Origin of the sequence: Leifsonia sp. Leaf336, assembly GCF_001423695.1 — a bacterium.
Classification (GTDB): Bacteria; Actinomycetota; Actinomycetes; order Actinomycetales; family Microbacteriaceae; genus Leifsonia.
In genome coordinates, this window is sequence record NZ_LMOZ01000003.1 from 409,759 (window position 1) to 426,352 (window position 16,594).

Sequence of the window (16,594 nt, forward strand, 5' to 3'; positions counted from 1 at the left end):
CGTCACTCGCTCCAGACGCTCGGGGCCTCCGCGCGCGTCGAGGGCAGGGCGGCGTCCGCTCCCCATTCCACGAGCCAGTCCGGCACCGTGACGTCGGTCGGTGCCGGACCGACCGCGTCGAGCAGCTCGGTGATCGAGACGACCCCGCCCGACCTCTTCAGGAAGCGGCCGCGGATGAAGGCCTGCGTGTAGATCTCACCGTCCACGGTGAACCTCTGCTCCACGTAGACGGCCTTCTCGTCGAAGCCGAGGATGCGCGACTCCACCACAAACGGCTGCCACAGCTCCAGCGACTTGCGGAACGAGATCGTCTCCGACGCGACGACGGGATACCAGCCGCGCTTCTCGAAGACCGCCCAGACCCCGTTCCTGCGAAGCAGGTCGAAGCGCCCGATGTCGGCGATCGACAGATAGACCCCATTGTTCATGTGCTTGAGGATGTCGAGGTCCGTGGGCAGCACCCGGAAGCGGGTCCGTGCCACGTCCCAGTGATCGAGCCGCGGACCGAAGCGGGAGAGGAACGCGTGGAGCATCGTCCGGAAGATCATGTGCACGCGGTCATGCTAGTGATGCGCCAATGCGATCTCATCTTCATTGTCGACGGCCTCCAACCCCGCTAGGGTGCTTCGAGGGGGAAATCGTGTCGTTTCGAACAAACCACGGTCGGAGTCGACTGTCGGGTCAGTCCGCACGCGCGCGGAGGGGTGCAGCCGCGCTGGTCGCTGCGGCGGCCGTCGTATCGCTGCTCGCCGGGTGCGCACTCTTCGGTGGAGGCGCGAAACCGAGCGCATCGGCGACGCATACCGCGTCGCCGAAGCCCACGAGCACGCCACGGAGCCAGAGCCGAAGTCTTGCGACCAGCACTCCGATTCCGACGAGCACGCCGGTTCCCGCACCGACGCTCACTCCCGTTCCGCAGGGAACCGTCGTGGCCGAGGGCAATGTGGCCTCGCCCCTGGGCAGCATCCACTTCCATTACCGGATGGTCGCGAACGGCAACAACACGTACTCCGCCCAGTACTCGAACTTCACCTCGACGGTTCCCGTGCCCGTGTCGGTCACGCTCATCGACATCCCGCCGCGCGTCGGCGACGGACTGACCTACCACGGCGTGGGCGATCAGCTCCTCGGCGGCCCGACCTCGTCGGCGCAATCGGCGACGGCCCTCGTCAACGACGGCCAACCGTCCTACCTGACATCCCTGGTGACGTACTCGTCGGCCGCGTCGTTCGACGGTGTGCCGCAGGAGCTCGGCCCGAACAAGGTACTAGCGGTCAACACGATCCGCTGGTCGGTGCCGGTGCGGCCGTCGAACGTGCATCCGGTCGACGGCGGAGCCCGCCCGAGCGCCGCGGGAAGCGTCACGGCCACGACCGCGAGCGGCGCGCCCCGGAGCTACGAGGTCGCCGAGGGCGACACGACGACCGCCGTGGCGGACCGCTTCGGCATCCCGGTCGAGTGGCTGCTCTGGCTCAACCCGGACCTCCCGGGAGGCGCCGGAAGCCAGTACCTCTACGCGTCGACGAAGCTGAACCTCGACCCAGACAGCCTCTAGCGAGCGGCGCCGACTCAGCGCGGCAGCGGAACCTCGAGGATGCTCGGCCCGGGAGGCGGGGCGGAGAGCGCCTGATCCAGCTCGCCCTTCGTGCGCGCCACGCGGTGCTCCCATCCGTAGGCGCGGGCGAGGGCTGCCAGGTCCACCGAATGCGGCGTGTACAGCACCCGGTCGAACGCTTCGGCCGGCGCGGTCGCCGCGACTTCGAGACCGTCGAAGATGGTCCCGCCGCCGTCGTTTCCGACGACGACTTGCAGGTGTGGCCGCTCCTCCCCGGCACCGCCGAGCAGGGCGCCGACATCGTGCAGCAATGCGAGGTCGCCGAGGAGCACCCTGGTGACTCCGGAGGCGCCACCCTCCGCTCGCGCGCGGGCCGCGCTGGCGAGCGCTATCCCGGTCGCGGAAGCGATCGTGCCGTCGATACCCGCGAGCCCGCGATTGGAGTGGACCACGATCTTCTTGCCGGGCACCAGCCTGTCGGCGTCTCGGATCAGCCGGGAGGCACCGAAGACCAGGCGGTCGTGCGGCCAGGTGTACCGCCAGAGCGCTTCGGCCAGCAGCGGACGCGTGATCGGTGCCCGCACGGCCGCGAGCTCCGCCCGGGCGAACGCCAGGGCGTCGGACGGCTGGTACGAACGCGCCTTCTGCACATCGGGGGCGGTGGAGGCCGGGTCGGCCGAGCGCTCGGCGTCCTCGGTGAGCCTTCGGCTCGCGAACACCCAGCTGCCCACCCACGAACGCACCTCGGGGCTGCGGAGGTCGACCTCCGCGGGCGGCTTAGCTCCACCCACGACGCGTGCTCGATGCCCGGGGTTGTACGCTTCGGCGCCGGTCGGGGCGACGACGATCACCTCGACGTCCGCTCGCTGCAGGAGCGCCGGGACCTCCCGGCTGAGCGTGGGATGTCCGAACACGATCGCTCGCTCGACTCGATCGCCGAAGGCCTCTTCGCGCAGCAGTTCGCGGTAGGCGACCACCAGTTCCGGCCCGAATCGGGAGCCGCTGGACACCTCGGCGAGCAGCGGGTAACCGCCCGTCCGCGCGAGGTCGGCCGCCGCGGGGCCCGCGTCGGCCCCGGCGACGACCACCGTCAGAGGCCCGTCCTCCAGCTCGATGACCGGCCGCCCCAGCGCCTCCGGACCAGCGACCCTGGGCAGTTCGCCCCGCTCGAGGCCGGTGATTGGAGGCACGGCGACCGAGAGGGGTTCACGGAACGCGACATTGAGGTGAACCGGGCCGGGGTCGGCCGTGGCGGCTCCGACGGCCTCCGCGACCGCGGCGTGCGCGATGGAACGGGCGGCGTCCTGCTCGTCGGCGGCGCCGACCGGAGCGGGGATGTCGCGCGTCGATCGCACGACGGTCCCGTATAGGCCGTCCTGCCGGGTCGTCTGGTTGGCCCGGATGCCACGCAGCTCGTCCGGGCGGTCGGCTGTGACGACGATCATCGGGATGCCGGCCTCGTGCGCCTCCAGAACGGCGGGGTGCAGATTGGCGGTCGCCGTCCCGCTGGTCGTGACGATGACGGTGGGCGCGCCGGTCTCGCAGGTGAGCCCGAGCGCCAGGAAGCCGCCGACCCGCTCATCGATGCGGACGTGGAGTCGGGCGGCTCCTGCGCGCTCCAGCTCGGCCGCGGCGAGCGCGAGCGCCTGCGATCGAGAGCCGGGGCTCACCACGATGTCGGCGACGCCGGCCTCCACGAAGCCCGCCAGGAGGGCGAGCGCGTAGTCGGTCGCCGGGCTGTCCACGCGGGGCAGCCGTCCGGGTGTCCCGGCTCCGAGGTCCGCGGGCTCTTCCGAGACCCGCGGGTCACCCATCCCGTCGGCCGGTCTGGTCGTCCGGACCGTTGTCGTCGAGTTCGGCGAGCTCCTTCTCGAGCCGCTTGATGCGCTCTTCCTGATCGTGGTCGATCCGCAGCTTTCCGAGGAACTCGAGGTCGTCGTCCGGCGCGGGGACGCGTCGGGCGGACTCGCCTCTGTTGCGCCGGCCGCGGCCGACCAGGAACCAGAGGACGCCGCCGATGATCGGGAACAGGATGATGATGAGCAGCCACACGGGCTTGGGTAGGCCACGCACCCGGGAACGGTCGAAGAGGGCGCAGTCTGCCACCGAATAGATGTAGAAAACCGCGGCTGCGACGCCGAGGACTATCCAGAGGCGAACCATGGCTACATCGTAACTCTCAGAGAGCGTGCCTAAGCTGGGAGGGTGAAGCGGATTCCCTCTTGGTTGACCTACACCGTGCTGCGCCTGGTGGTGTTCGTCGTGCCGCTGATCGTCCTTCTCGTGATCGGCATCGTCTGGTGGGCAGCGGTCATCGCCGCCGCCCTGATCGGACTCTGCCTGTCGTACATCCTGCTCAGCAAGCCGCGCAACGCGGTCTCGTCAGACCTGTACGCTGCGCGTCACCGGGACAAGCCGGCCCCGTCGCCCGACGATGACGAAGACGCCGCGATCGACGCGGCGCAGTCCGACGCCGATCAGGGCGGAACCGCCTCCGGTCAGAAGGCGTAGGCGGCGCCGAGCGCGATCGCCACGAGCAGCCCGGTGATGCTGGTGAGCTGCAGTGCCGTGACCAGTTCGCGCGGGGTCTTGCCGAAAAGCGTGATGACGCAGGCTGGAAGCGCTGCGAGGAGCGCGAACATCCCGAACCACGCGAACGGGTAGAACAGGGCGAGAACCGCGAGGATGCCGAACGGCACCAGCAGGAACACGCAGAACACGATCCGCGACGCTGTGTTGCCCAGGAGGACGGCGAGTGTGCGCTTGCGCGCCTGCTTGTCCGGGCCGATGTCGCGGATGTTGTTGACCATGAGCACCGCGCACGCGATCAATCCGGCGATCACTCCACCGAACCAGGCCTCCTGGTTCACCGAGCCGGCCAGCATGTAGGTCGTGCCCGCCGTCGCGACCAGGCCGAAGAAGACGAACACGAAGACTTCGCCGAGTCCGTAGTACCCGTACGGACGCTTGCCGCCCGTGTAGAACCAGGCGGCGGCGATGGCCACGGCCCCGACGATCAGCACCCACCAGAACTGCGTGAGGAGTACCAGGATGAGGCCCGCTACGGCCGCCAGCCCGAAGAACGTGAGGGCGACCGTGAGCACCTTCTTGGGTGCGGCCTTGCCCGACCCGGTGAGCCTGCCCGGCCCGACACGGAACTCGTCGGTGCCACGGATGCCGTCGGAGTAGTCGTTGGCGTAGTTGACGCCGATCTGCAGCAGCACCGCGACCGCGAGGCAGAGCAGGGATCGCACCGGGTGCCAGATGCCGGCGCCCTCGATGACCTTGGCGGCCCCGACGCCGATGAGCACAGGCGCAACCGCCAGCGGCAGGGTACGTAGGCGCGCGCCGGCGATCCAGTCGGCGGTCGTCGCCGGCCGCACCGTGGAGGCCTTGGCGCCGGGACGTCCGCTCCTGCCGCCACGAGGTCCGCGCGCCGGCGGGGGCGCCATCCGCTGCATCCGGGAGTTGTTCTGGCTCATCACAGAGCGAATCGTAACAACAACGGCTATGTCTCCGACTCCGCGGAGCCCGCGACGCGCGCGAGACGTGCGGCGCTCACACGGTCGGGCTTGCCGTTGCTGAGGCGCGGCAGGTCGGTCACGGTGACGATTCGCGCGGGTGCGGCCGCGCGACCCAGCTCCCGCACGACGCGTTCGCGAACGTCGTCGAGGCTCCCGCCCCCCGTCGCGACCACGACGGGAACCTGCCCCCACTCGTCGTCGGGCGCGGCGACCACGACGACGTCGCCGAGCGCCGGCAGCGCGCGGACAACGCGTTCGACGGCGTCCAGCAGCACCTTCTCGCCACCGGAGATGATCACATTGTCCGAGCGCCCGCGCACGGTCACTCGTCCGTCGACGACCTCGCCGAGATCACCTGTGCGGTACCACCGCGCGCCGCCCTCCTCGTAGAACGACGCCGCCGTCCGCCCTTCGTCGCCGATGTAGCCTTCGGCCAGGGACGGTCCGCTGATCTCGAGCAAACCGTCCACCGCGCGCACCACCGTCGTGCCGATGGGGACGCGGTCGTAGACGCATCCCCCGGCGGTCTCACTCGAGCCGTAGGTGGTGAGAATGCGAGCGCCGAGCTCCTCCGCCCGCTCGCGAAGCCGCGTGTCGAGCGACTGCCCGCCGACGAGGAGGCCGTCGAACCGCCTCAACGCCGCGCCCACCTCGCGGGCACCTCCCTCGGCGGCATCCACAAGCCGCGCCAGCTGCACCGGCACCAGCGACGTGTAGAGCTGATCGTCAGTGAGCTCACCCGTCAGCTCGGCGAACCGCCTCGGGTCGAAGTGCCCCTCGCCGTAGTAGACGGGTTCCGTTCCCGCCGCGAGAGAGCGCACGAGCACCTGAGCCCCCGCGACGTAGTGCGAGGGAAGCGCGAGCAACCATTGCCCCTGACCTCCCACCGCGCCGGCGGAGGCCGCCGCACTCGCGAGCAGGGCGTCGACGGAGAGCGCGACCCGCTTCGGCACACCCGTCGACCCGGAGGTCTCGATGACGAGGGCGACATTCTGCGGGGCCCGCTCCGCTTGCGCTGGCCACGCGGCCGCCTGCTCCGCGCTGGCCTCCGCATGCTCCCGCGGAGCGCCACTGCGTGGAACGACCGCCGGCCCACCATCGGCGAGCGCCGCGCGCAACGCCACGAAGACATCCTGCGGCCGGCTCGCATCGACCACCTGGTACGCGCGCGTCACGTCGCCATCCCAGTGCCTGCGTCTGACACCGCAGCCGTGCTCGGCTTGGCCACCGCGCTTAGTACTGCCATGGGAACGGCGACCAGTCCGGCTCGCGCTTCTCGAGAAATGCGTCGCGACCTTCGACAGCCTCGTCGGTTCCGTAGGCCAGCCGCGTCGCCTCTCCCGCGAACACCTGCTGGCCCACGAGCCCGTCATCGACCGCGTTGAACGCGAACTTGAGCATGCGGATCGCCGTCGGAGACTTGGTGAGAATCTCCTCCGCCCACTCGACCGCCGTTTCCTCCAGCTCCGCGTGCGGCACGACCGCGTTCACCGCTCCGCGCTCGTAGGCCCGTTGCGCGGAGTACTCCCGAGCAAGGAAGAAGACCTCACGACCGAACTTCTGGCCAACCTGTCGGGCGAAGTAGGCGCTGCCGTAGCCGGCGTCGAACGATCCGACGTCGGCGTCGGTCTGCTTGAACCGCCCGTGCTCCGCGCTCGCGATGGTGAGATCGCAGACGACGTGAAGGGAATGCCCGCCGCCGGCCGCCCACCCGGGCACGACCGCGATGACGACCTTGGGCATGAAGCGGATGAGTCGCTGAACCTCGAGGATGTGCAGGCGGCCGCTTCGAGCGCTGTCGATCCCCGACCCCGTCTCGTTGTCGGCGTACTTGTATCCGTCGCGGCCGCGGATGCGCTGGTCACCGCCGGAGCAGAACGCCCAGCCACCGTCTTTCGGGCTCGGCCCGTTGCCGGTGAGCAGCACCACGCCGATCTTCGGGTTGGTGCGCGCGTTCTCGAGAGCGGCATAGAGCTCGTCGACCGTGTGCGGACGGAATGCGTTGCGCACCTCGGGCCGGTTGAAGGCGACACGCGCGATGCGCCCGCTGACGTCGTGATGGTAGGTGATGTCGGTGAGCGCCCCGAAACCAGGGACGTCCCTCCACACCGCGGGGTCGAAGAGCTCTGATACTGCCGAAGACATGCCTCAAGCCTACGATCGCGCCGATCCGCGCGGCGGCTCGCGTGCCAAACTTGTGGAATGCTGCCCCACCTGGACGACCTGTTAGGGACGGCGCGTGTCGTCCGGCTGCCGATGCGATCGCGGTTCCGCGGCATCACCGTCCGCGAGGCTGTCCTCTTCGAGGGCCCCGAGGGCTGGACCGAGTTCTCCCCGTTCGTCGAGTACGACGACGAGGAGGCCGCCTCCTGGCTGCACGCCGCAATCGATTTCGGATGGCGGCCCCAGCCCGCGCCGCTGCGCCACCAGATCGCGGTCAACGCGACCGTCCCGGCCGTCGCCGCCGATGACGTCCCCGCCATTCTCGACCGATACCCCGGCGCGCGAACGGCCAAGGTCAAGGTCGCCGAGCCGGGTCAAACGCTCGCCGATGACATCGCCCGCGTGCGCGCCGTCCGCGAGATCGTGGGTCCGGAGGGCCGCGTCCGCGTCGACGCGAACGCGCTGTGGAACGTCGACGAGGCGGAGCACGCCATCCACGCGTTGGCCCCGTTCGATCTCGAGTACGTCGAGCAGCCCTGCGCGACCGTCGAGGAGCTCGCGGAGATCCGCGTCCGCACCCGGTACATGGACATCCCGATCGCCGCGGACGAGAGCGTTCGCAAGGCGAGCGACCCGCTCGCGGTCGCCCGCGCCGGCGCCGCCGACCTGCTGGTGATCAAGGCGCAGCCGCTCGGGGGCGTTCACACGGCCCTGCGGATCGTCGCCGAAGCCGGCCTCCCCGTGGTCGTCTCCAGCGCCCTGGACACGTCGGTCGGAATCGCGATGGGCGCCTTCCTGGCGGCAGCCATCCCTGAACTCGACTTCGATTGCGGACTCGGGACTGTCGCCATGTTCGACCAGGATGTCGCGGTATCGCCGCTCACGCCCGTCGACGGTGTCATCCGGGTCGAGCGTCCGGAGGTCTCGCCCGCTCAGCTCGATCGTCTCAGCGCGCCCGACGACCGCCGCGACTGGTGGCTCGATCGGGTTCGTCGCTGCTACCGCGTGGTCGAACGCACGACGGCTCTCTAGGAAGCCGGGCGAACCTCAGCCGATCAGGCGTAGAGCCGCTCTGGAACCTCCAGGCCGTAGATCGCCCGGCCCGAGTCCCAGATCGCCGCGCATGCGGCCCTCAGCAGGTCGAGTTCGTCGTCCCCTTCGCTGAGGATGCGGACCTCGTTGCCCTCGATCCCGACCGTCGACTTCCCGACGGTCACCACGCCGTTGCGGGCGGTCTTCGTCTCGGGATACGGCTCGTCGAGCCCGCGCAGATCGCGCAGGATGTAGGTCGGTCGGGAGTCCGCTTCGGCGGCGAGCAGCTGCTTCGCCCGGTCGATCCCGGTCAGGACGAGCACCGACGCGATCCCCGCGCGGTTCGCACCGAGGACGTCGGTGTCGAGCCGGTCGCCGATGAACAGCGGCGTCTTGGCTTGGAAGCGCGCGATCGCTTCGTGGAAGATCGCCACCTCGGGCTTTCCCGCGACCAGCGGCAGCCTCCCGGCCGCGGTGTGCACCGCGGAGACGAGCGTGCCGTTGCCCGGCGCGATGCCGCGCGCGACCGGAATGGTCCAGTCGGTATTCGTCGCGATCCACGGCCGTTCGCTGTCGCTGCGGCCCTGGAGGGCGAACGCGGCTTCGGCCAGCTGGGTCCAGCCGACTTCCGGAGCGAAGCCCTGGATCACGGCGGCCGGGTCGTCCTCCGCGGAGCGGGTGACCGAGAAGCCGCCCTTCTGCACTTCGTCGACCAGGCCGTCTCCGCCGACGACCAGAACCGTCGATCCTGCCGGAACGTGCTCGCTGAGAAGCCGGACCGCCGCCTGCGGCGAGGTCACCACATCGCGCGGTTCGACGCGGAGGCCGAGGTCGCTGAGGTGGCCGGCCACCGACGCATCGGTGCGCGAGGCGTTGTTGGTGATGTAACCGACACGGACGGTTGCGGCGGCGCTGTTGAGGCTGTCGACCGCGTACGGGATGGCGTTCGGTCCGGTGTAGACCACGCCGTCGAGGTCGGCCAGCACGAGGTCGACGCCCGTCAGCGGCGTCGCTGTCTCACTCGTCCGTCGAAACAGCGCCATCGTCCGGCTCGCCCTCCCGCTCGATGTCATCCTCGTCCTCTGAGCTCTCTTTCGGGTCTTCCCCGGGCTCCTGCTCGAAGACCTCCTCGATGACGTGGATGGTCTCGAGCTCGGCGTCCGACTGCGCTTCTTCCAACGCCAGTTCCGCACGCTCGGCGCGCTCCCGCCAGGTGGCTGCGTCATCATCACGGCCGAGGGCTTCGAGCACCTCCGCGTAGGCGTGGAACAGGTCCGGGCTCCAGCTGAAAGCACGGTTCGGGTCGAGCTGCGGGATCTCGAGCTCAGCGAGCGCGGCCTCGTCCTGACCGAGGTCCAGTCGCGCGCCGGACATCGCGATCGCCAACGAGACCTGCACGTCCGTGGGGAGGCTCGCGCGGTCGACGGATCGCCCGAGCTCGAGGGCGCGGTCGGGCCGGCCGACGCCGCGCTCGCTGTCCACCATCAGCGCGATCTGGTCGTTGGAGCCGGTGATCCGGCGGTAAGTGCGCAGTTCACGCAGGGCCAGCGCGAAGTCGCCAGTGGCGTACGCGGTGATCGCGAGTGTCTCGCGAACCACACCGATGCGTCCGGCGCGACGGGAGGCCGACATGGCGTGGCGGTGCGCCAGCTCGGGGTCGGTGTCGATGAGCCGGGAGGCCATGACCAGGTGCTCTGCGACCCAGTCGGCGTTGTCCTTGCTGAGCGTTTTGAGCTCCACGCGCGCTTCCTTCGGGAGCTGACGCGCTTCGACGTCGTCGGGGAGGTCGGGGTCATCGTGCCGCGGACGAACCGCCCGTAGCTCACGAGCGCGCTTCTCTTCTTCGCTCAGCTCGTACTCGTGGTCACGGGCATCCCGGTCCCCGCGCGCGGGCCGGCCGCCTTTCGTCCAGAGCTTGTCGTCGGAACGACCTCCGCCCGCACGGCTGCCGTGCCCGCTCGGCCGACTGTCCCGTCCGCTGCCAGTGCTCGGCTTCCGGTTCGAGTCCCACGAACCGCCCTGCCGCGACCCGCCCTGACGCGGAGCACCCTCGCGCTGCGGCCGATCACCGCGGGGAGTACCGTCCCGCTGCGGCCGATCGCCGCGCGGAGCACCGTCCCGCTGCGGCCGATCGCCGCGCTGTCCGCCGCGTCCGTCCTGGCGATCGCGATCGTACCGGCCACCACCTTGCTTATCGCGACGATACTGACCACCGCTCTGGCCGTCACGGCTGTACTTGCCGCTTCGGCTTCCGCCTGCGGCCCCACCGCGCTGCCCGTCCCTGCTCCAGCTGCCATCACGCTGCTGGTCGCGATTGCCGTCTCGCGCGGGTCCACCCGCTCCGGACCGACCCCCACCGGTGCCGCCGCGCTGCGATCCGTCTCCGGACTGCGGGCGCCCGCGCCCCTGGGCAGACGAGTCCCGGCGAGGGCCGCCGTCGTAGCCGGCGCCGCCTTTGCTCGAGCCCCCACGGTTCGTCGAGCCTCCTCGGTTCGAGGATCCACTGCGGTCGTACGATCGCCCACCGCCCTGCGAGCGTCCTCCGCTGGAGTCGTCGCGTCGTCCACGACCGGTACCGCGGCCGCGGTCGTCGCCGCGGGACGCGGACGTCCTGTCGTCGTCTGCAGGTGTATCGCTCACGACTTCTCCCTGTCGAGGTGGCGGGCTCCCTGCCCAGCCTAGGTGCGTGGATCGCGCAACGAACTGCTCGCGCGAAATTGGACCGTTAACGCGAAATGGCCACCCATCACTGGGTGGCCATCTCACAAAGAAGTCCGGCGGTGTCCTACTCTCCCACAGGGTCCCCCCTGCAGTACCATCGGCGCAGAGAGTCTTAGCTTCCGGGTTCGGAATGTAACCGGGCGTTTCCCTCTCGCTATGGCCGCCGAAACACTATTGATGTATCAAAGTGAACGAACAATCATCACGATTGTTTCAGTTCTCGACCGTACATCGAGAACCACATAGTGGACGCAAGCAATCTTGGCTCCTCATACCAGCCTTACAACAGTATGAAGATAGTGATTATCAAATTATCGGCTTATTAGTACCGGTCAGCTCCATGGGTCTTTAGTCCCCACTTCCACATCCGGCCTATCAACCCAGTAGTCTAGCTGGGAGCCTCTCGCCCGAAGGCATGGAAATCTCATCTCGAGGCCGGCTTCCCGCTTAGATGCTTTCAGCGGTTATCCATCCCGAACGTAGCTAACCAGCGGTGCTCTTGGCAGAACAACTGGCACACCAGAGGTTCGTCCAACCCGGTCCTCTCGTACTAGGGTCAGATCCTCTCAAATTTCCTACGCGCGCAGCGGATAGGGACCGAACTGTCTCACGACGTTCTAAACCCAGCTCGCGTACCGCTTTAATGGGCGAACAGCCCAACCCTTGGGACCTACTCCAGCCCCAGGATGCGACGAGCCGACATCGAGGTGCCAAACCATGCCGTCGATATGGACTCTTGGGCAAGATCAGCCTGTTATCCCCGAGGTACCTTTTATCCGTTGAGCGACAGCGCTTCCACAAGCCACTGCCGGATCACTAGTCCCGACTTTCGTCCCTGCTCGACTTGTCAGTCTCACAGTCAAGCTCCCTTGTGCACTTACACTCGACACCTGATTGCCAACCAGGTTGAGGGAACCTTTGGGCGCCTCCGTTACTTTTTGGGAGGCAACCGCCCCAGTTAAACTACCCACCAGGCACTGTCCCTGAACCGGATTACGGTTCTAAGTTAGATATCCAGAGTGACCAGAGTGGTATTTCAACAATGACTCCACGAACACTGGCGTGCCCGCTTCAAAGTCTCCCACCTATCCTACACAAGCCACACCGAACACCAATACCAAGCTGTAGTAAAGGTCACGGGGTCTTTCCGTCCTGCTGCGCGTAACGAGCATCTTTACTCGTAGTGCAATTTCGCCGAGTTCGCGGTTGAGACAGCTGGGAAGTCGTTACGCCATTCGTGCAGGTCGGAACTTACCCGACAAGGAATTTCGCTACCTTAGGATGGTTATAGTTACCACCGCCGTTTACTGGGGCTTAAATTCTGAGCTTCGCCGAAGCTAACCCTTCCTCTTAACCTTCCAGCACCGGGCAGGCGTCAGTCCGTATACATCGTCTTGCGACTTAGCACGGACCTGTGTTTTTAGTAAACAGTCGCTTCCCACTGGTCTCTGCGGCCTTCAAACGCTCCAGGAGCAAGTCCTTTCACGCCTCAGGCCCCCCTTCTCCCGAAGTTACGGGGGCATTTTGCCGAGTTCCTTAACCACGATTCTCTCGATCTCCTTGGTATTCTCTACCTGACCACCTGAGTCGGTTTGGGGTACGGGCGGCTGGAACCTCGCGTCGATGCTTTTCTCGGCAGCATAGGATCACCCATTTCGTCAGTTAAGACTACGCATCGTGCCTGGGCCTATATGAGAGACGGATTTGCCTATCTCTCGGCTTACACACTTACACCGGGACAACCATCGCCCGGCTGGGCTACCTTCCTGCGTCACACCTGTTAATACGCTAGCCGCACCAGCATGGGGTCGAGCGTTAGGCCCGGACCTTCACCCCGAAGGGATCCGTGTCCAGGATTAGGACTCTTAGCACCACTGGATTAGCTTGGGCGGTTCTTCGCCGGTACGGGAATATCAACCCGTTGTCCATCGACTACGCCTGTCGGCCTCGCCTTAGGTCCCGACTTACCCAGGGCGGATTAGCCTGGCCCTGGAACCCTTGGTCTTTCGGAGGACGGGTTTCTCACCCGTCTTTCGCTACTCATGCCTGCATTCTCACTCGTGTGGCGTCCACGGCTGGTTTACACCGCCGCTTCACTCGCCACACGACGCTCTCCTACCCATCAACACGGCTGGACCACGAAGGCCTACCAATAATGTCAATGCCACAACTTCGGTGGCGTGCTTGAGCCCCGTTACATTGTCGGCGCGGAATCACTTGACCAGTGAGCTATTACGCACTCTTTCAAGGGTGGCTGCTTCTAAGCCAACCTCCTGGTTGTCTGTGCAACTCCACATCCTTTCCCACTTAGCACGCGCTTAGGGACCTTAGTTGGTGGTCTGGGTTGTTTCCCTCTCGACGATGAAGCTTATCCCCCACCGTCTCACTGCTGCGCTCTCACTTACCGGCATTCGGAGTTTGGCTGACGTCAGTAACCTTTTGGGGCCCATCGGCCATCCAGTAGCTCTACCTCCGGCAAGAAACACGCAACGCTGCACCTAAATGCATTTCGGAGAGAACCAGCTATCACGAAGTTTGATTGGCCTTTCACCCCTATCCACAGCTCATCCCCTCAGTTTTCAACCTAAGTGGGTTCGGTCCTCCACGACGTCTTACCGTCGCTTCAACCTGGCCATGGATAGATCACTTCGCTTCGGGTCTAGGACATGCGACTGAATCGCCCTATTCAGACTCGCTTTCGCTACGGCTACCCCTCACGGGTTAACCTCGCCACATATCGCTAACTCGCAGGCTCATTCTTCAAAAGGCACGCTGTCACCCCTACAAGGAGGCTCCAACGGTTTGTAAGCAAACGGTTTCAGGTACTATTTCACTCCCCTCCCGGGGTACTTTTCACCTTTCCCTCACGGTACTTGTCCGCTATCGGTCATCTGGGAGTATTTAGGCTTATCAGGTGGTCCTGACAGATTCACACGGGATTTCTCGGGCCCCGTGCTACTTGGGATACTCTTCGCGCCATTGGACCATTTCGGCTACGGGGTTGGCACCCTCTGTGACTGGCCTTTCAATGCCATTCGCCTATGATCCTCTGTAACGCTTGCAGTTCGGCAGAAGCTGCTGAAAAGTCCCGCAACCCCGACCATGCAACGCCTGCCGGCTATCACACATGATCGGTTTAGCCTCTTCCGGTTTCGCTCGCCACTACTAACGGAATCGCTTTTGCTTTCTCTTCCTGTGGGTACTGAGATGTTTCACTTCCCCACGTTCCCTCTACCCGCCCTATATATTCAGGCGGGAGTCACTGGGTCACCTTACGGGCCCAGCGGGGTTTCCCCATTCGGAGATCCTCGGATCAAAGCTCGTTTATCAGCTCCCCGAGGCTTATCGCAGATTACTACGTCCTTCTTCGGCTCCAGATGCCAAGGCATCCACCGTTTGCTCTTAGAAATTTGAAATCACATGAGTTTGAATCGATCGACGTCTCACCTGCCGAAGCAGATTTGACGCAGATTGACCAATGATCTATCAGCACTCGAAAGTGCTGTGATCTTTGTGATTCGAACCCGAAGGTTCGAATCTAAGATGCTCGCGTCCACTGTGTAGTTCTCAAAGTACGGGCGGTACCTTCTCCGCCGGCCGAGTTATGACCGACAAGAAAAGGTCCGAGTTTCCAGTTCTCATCCGATTGGATGAGGCCCGGTCCCTCAGGACCCAACAGCGTGCATGTGCGGTGCTTCCTGATTCGAACTGTTCCTTCCTGCAAGAGGCGTACTGAGTTCGAGCCGATCGGCTCCGCACCAATGTCAACGTTCCACCCATGAGCTAACCGGCTGAGACATTCGCTCAGATCCGGCGCCTGGACACCCGAGGGTGCCAGATGCTCCTTAGAAAGGAGGTGATCCAGCCGCACCTTCCGGTACGGCTACCTTGTTACGACTTAGTCCTAATCACCGATCCCACCTTCGACGGCTCCCTCCACAAGGGTTGGGCCACCGGCTTCGGGTGTTACCGACTTTCATGACTTGACGGGCGGTGTGTACAAGGCCCGGGAACGTATTCACCGCAGCGTTGCTGATCTGCGATTACTAGCGACTCCGACTTCATGAGGTCGAGTTGCAGACCTCAATCCGAACTGAGACCGGCTTTTTGGGATTCGCTCCACCTTACGGTATTGCAGCCCTTTGTACCGGCCATTGTAGCATGCGTGAAGCCCAAGACATAAGGGGCATGATGATTTGACGTCATCCCCACCTTCCTCCGAGTTGACCCCGGCAGTCTCCTATGAGTTCCCGCCATTACGCGCTGGCAACATAGAACGAGGGTTGCGCTCGTTGCGGGACTTAACCCAACATCTCACGACACGAGCTGACGACAACCATGCACCACCTGTTCACGAGTGTCCAAAGAGTTCCCTATTTCTAGGGCGTTCTCGTGTATGTCAAGCCTTGGTAAGGTTCTTCGCGTTGCATCGAATTAATCCGCATGCTCCGCCGCTTGTGCGGGCCCCCGTCAATTCCTTTGAGTTTTAGCCTTGCGGCCGTACTCCCCAGGCGGGGCGCTTAATGCGTTAGCTGCGACACGGAAACCGTGGAATGGTCCCCACATCTAGCGCCCAACGTTTACGGCGTGGACTACCAGGGTATCTAATCCTGTTCGCTCCCCACGCTTTCGCTCCTCAGCGTCAGTTACGGCCCAGAGAACTGCCTTCGCCATCGGTGTTCCTCCTGATATCTGCGCATTCCACCGCTACACCAGGAATTCCATTCTCCCCTACCGCACTCTAGTCTGCCCGTACCCACTGCAGGCCCGAGGTTGAGCCTCGGGTTTTCACAGCAGACGCGACAGACCGCCTACGAGCTCTTTACGCCCAATAATTCCGGACAACGCTCGCACCCTACGTATTACCGCGGCTGCTGGCACGTAGTTAGCCGGTGCTTTTTCTGCAGGTACCGTCACTTTCGCTTCTTCCCTACTAAAAGAGGTTTACAACCCGAAGGCCGTCATCCCTCACGCGGCGTTGCTGCATCAGGCTTGCGCCCATTGTGCAATATTCCCCACTGCTGCCTCCCGTAGGAGTCTGGGCCGTGTCTCAGTCCCAGTGTGGCCGGTCACCCTCTCAGGCCGGCTACCCGTCGTAGGCTTGGTGAGCCGTTACCTCACCAACTACCTGATAGGCCGCGAGTCCATCCTTGACCGAAGTTCTTTCCACGCACAGGAGATGCCTCCGTGCGTCATATCCGGTATTAGCTTCCGTTTCCGGAGGTTATCCCAGAGTCAAGGGCAGGTTACTCACGTGTTACTCACCCGTTCGCCACTAATTCCCTAGAGCAAGCTCCAGGTTCATCGTTCGACTTGCATGTGTTAAGCACGCCGCCAGCGTTCGTCCTGAGCCAGGATCAAACTCTCCGTAAAATGTTCAGCTCCAAGTCGCAAGCGACTGGAAACATAGTGCAGGATCGGAGAGGAATATCTCGTCTCCTGCGAGTTTGTCTTGACTAAATTCGAATGTCTGACATTCGTTATCTAATCCAAAGGAATCTCATGCATCGACTTTCAGACCGAGGTCTTCGGGTCAATGCCGAGGTTTTTGGCATTTGACATTGTGCACGCTGTTGAGTTCTCAAGGATCGGACGCTCT

The 16,594-nt window shown here is 65.0% G+C and carries 12 protein-coding genes and 3 rRNA genes; 3 read left to right on the forward strand and 12 right to left on the reverse strand.

Annotated features, from left to right (window positions below):
- Positions 1-2: 2 nt before the first annotated feature.
- Positions 3-548, reverse strand: a complete 546-nt coding sequence (locus tag ASF88_RS17215; protein WP_082519102.1) for an acyl-CoA thioesterase — start codon at positions 546-548, stop codon at positions 3-5.
- Between the two features lie 133 nt (positions 549-681).
- Positions 682-906, reverse strand: a complete 225-nt coding sequence (locus ASF88_RS20535) for a hypothetical protein (protein ID WP_157498419.1) — start codon at positions 904-906, stop codon at positions 682-684.
- Positions 907-928: 22 nt separating this feature from the next.
- Between ASF88_RS20535 and ASF88_RS17220 the strand changes: the two genes are divergently transcribed.
- Positions 929-1,555 (forward strand): LysM peptidoglycan-binding domain-containing protein, encoded by a 627-nt coding sequence (locus tag ASF88_RS17220; RefSeq protein WP_157498420.1) that lies wholly within the window; start codon positions 929-931, stop codon positions 1,553-1,555.
- Positions 1,556-1,569: 14 nt separating this feature from the next.
- On the opposite strand, the gene menD is transcribed toward ASF88_RS17220, so the two are convergent.
- Positions 1,570-3,369 (reverse strand): 2-succinyl-5-enolpyruvyl-6-hydroxy-3-cyclohexene-1-carboxylic-acid synthase, encoded by a 1,800-nt coding sequence (gene menD / locus ASF88_RS17225; RefSeq protein WP_082519042.1) that lies wholly within the window; start codon positions 3,367-3,369, stop codon positions 1,570-1,572.
- Positions 3,362-3,718, reverse strand: coding sequence for a PLDc N-terminal domain-containing protein (locus ASF88_RS17230; protein ID WP_055921635.1), 357 nt, complete (start codon positions 3,716-3,718; stop codon positions 3,362-3,364). The genes menD and ASF88_RS17230 overlap by 8 nt, the downstream gene beginning before the upstream one ends.
- Before the next feature lie 42 nt (positions 3,719-3,760).
- On the opposite strand from ASF88_RS17230, the gene ASF88_RS17235 reads away from it, so the two are divergent.
- Positions 3,761-4,066: a DUF4229 domain-containing protein gene (locus ASF88_RS17235; protein WP_055921639.1), complete on the forward strand. Its 306-nt coding sequence runs from the start codon at positions 3,761-3,763 to the stop codon at positions 4,064-4,066.
- On the opposite strand, the gene ASF88_RS17240 is transcribed toward ASF88_RS17235, so the two are convergent.
- Genes ASF88_RS17240 through ASF88_RS17250 form a run of 3 tightly spaced genes read right to left on the reverse strand, consistent with a single transcriptional unit; the run spans position 4,054 to position 7,224 of the window.
- Complete coding sequence (locus ASF88_RS17240) at positions 4,054-5,037, reverse strand: 1,4-dihydroxy-2-naphthoate polyprenyltransferase (protein ID WP_055921643.1); 984 nt, start codon at positions 5,035-5,037, stop codon at positions 4,054-4,056. The genes ASF88_RS17235 and ASF88_RS17240 overlap by 13 nt on opposite strands.
- A gap of 26 nt (positions 5,038-5,063) precedes the next feature.
- Positions 5,064-6,254 (reverse strand): AMP-binding protein, encoded by a 1,191-nt coding sequence (locus ASF88_RS17245; RefSeq protein WP_082519043.1) that lies wholly within the window; start codon positions 6,252-6,254, stop codon positions 5,064-5,066.
- Positions 6,255-6,312: 58 nt separating this feature from the next.
- Positions 6,313-7,224: a 1,4-dihydroxy-2-naphthoyl-CoA synthase gene (locus ASF88_RS17250; protein WP_055921645.1), complete on the reverse strand. Its 912-nt coding sequence runs from the start codon at positions 7,222-7,224 to the stop codon at positions 6,313-6,315.
- A 57-nt stretch (positions 7,225-7,281) separates the two neighbouring features.
- On the opposite strand from ASF88_RS17250, the gene ASF88_RS17255 reads away from it, so the two are divergent.
- Positions 7,282-8,274, forward strand: a complete 993-nt coding sequence (locus ASF88_RS17255; RefSeq protein WP_055921648.1) for an o-succinylbenzoate synthase — start codon at positions 7,282-7,284, stop codon at positions 8,272-8,274.
- A gap of 23 nt (positions 8,275-8,297) precedes the next feature.
- Here the strand turns inward: ASF88_RS17255 and ASF88_RS17260 are convergent, their stop codons facing one another.
- The 5 genes from ASF88_RS17260 to ASF88_RS17280 form a co-directional block, all read right to left on the reverse strand.
- Positions 8,298-9,317, reverse strand: coding sequence for an HAD-IIA family hydrolase (locus ASF88_RS17260; RefSeq protein ID WP_055921650.1), 1,020 nt, complete (start codon positions 9,315-9,317; stop codon positions 8,298-8,300).
- A complete protein-coding gene (locus ASF88_RS17265; protein ID WP_055921652.1) occupies positions 9,292-10,014 on the reverse strand; it encodes a hypothetical protein in 723 nt (240 codons plus the stop codon). Before ASF88_RS17265 ends, ASF88_RS17260 begins: the two co-directional genes overlap by 26 nt.
- Before the next feature lie 1,032 nt (positions 10,015-11,046).
- Positions 11,047-11,163: ribosomal RNA gene (gene rrf / locus ASF88_RS17270) — 5S ribosomal RNA — on the reverse strand.
- 134 nt (positions 11,164-11,297) lie between these two features.
- A 23S ribosomal RNA gene (locus ASF88_RS17275) occupies positions 11,298-14,411 on the reverse strand.
- Positions 14,412-14,844: 433 nt separating this feature from the next.
- Positions 14,845-16,368, reverse strand: a 16S ribosomal RNA gene (locus tag ASF88_RS17280).
- The 16S, 23S and 5S rRNA genes sit together here, the layout of an rRNA operon.
- Positions 16,369-16,594: the final 226 nt, after the last annotated feature.

What these genes read in the sequence shown, in the direction of transcription:
- ASF88_RS17215 (WP_082519102.1), bottom strand. Translation starts at nt 548, where the DNA reads ATGATCTTCCGGACGATGCTCCACGCGTTCCTCTCCCGCTTCGGTCCG.
- menD (WP_082519042.1), bottom strand. Translation starts at nt 3,369, where the DNA reads ATGGGTGACCCGCGGGTCTCGGAAGAGCCCGCGGACCTCGGAGCCGGG.
- ASF88_RS17230 (WP_055921635.1), bottom strand. Translation starts at nt 3,718, where the DNA reads ATGGTTCGCCTCTGGATAGTCCTCGGCGTCGCAGCCGCGGTTTTCTAC.
- ASF88_RS17240 (WP_055921643.1), bottom strand. Translation starts at nt 5,037, where the DNA reads ATGAGCCAGAACAACTCCCGGATGCAGCGGATGGCGCCCCCGCCGGCG.
- ASF88_RS17250 (WP_055921645.1), bottom strand. Translation starts at nt 7,224, where the DNA reads ATGTCTTCGGCAGTATCAGAGCTCTTCGACCCCGCGGTGTGGAGGGAC.
- ASF88_RS17255 (WP_055921648.1), top strand. Translation starts at nt 7,282, where the DNA reads ATGCTGCCCCACCTGGACGACCTGTTAGGGACGGCGCGTGTCGTCCGG.
- ASF88_RS17260 (WP_055921650.1), bottom strand. Translation starts at nt 9,317, where the DNA reads ATGGCGCTGTTTCGACGGACGAGTGAGACAGCGACGCCGCTGACGGGC.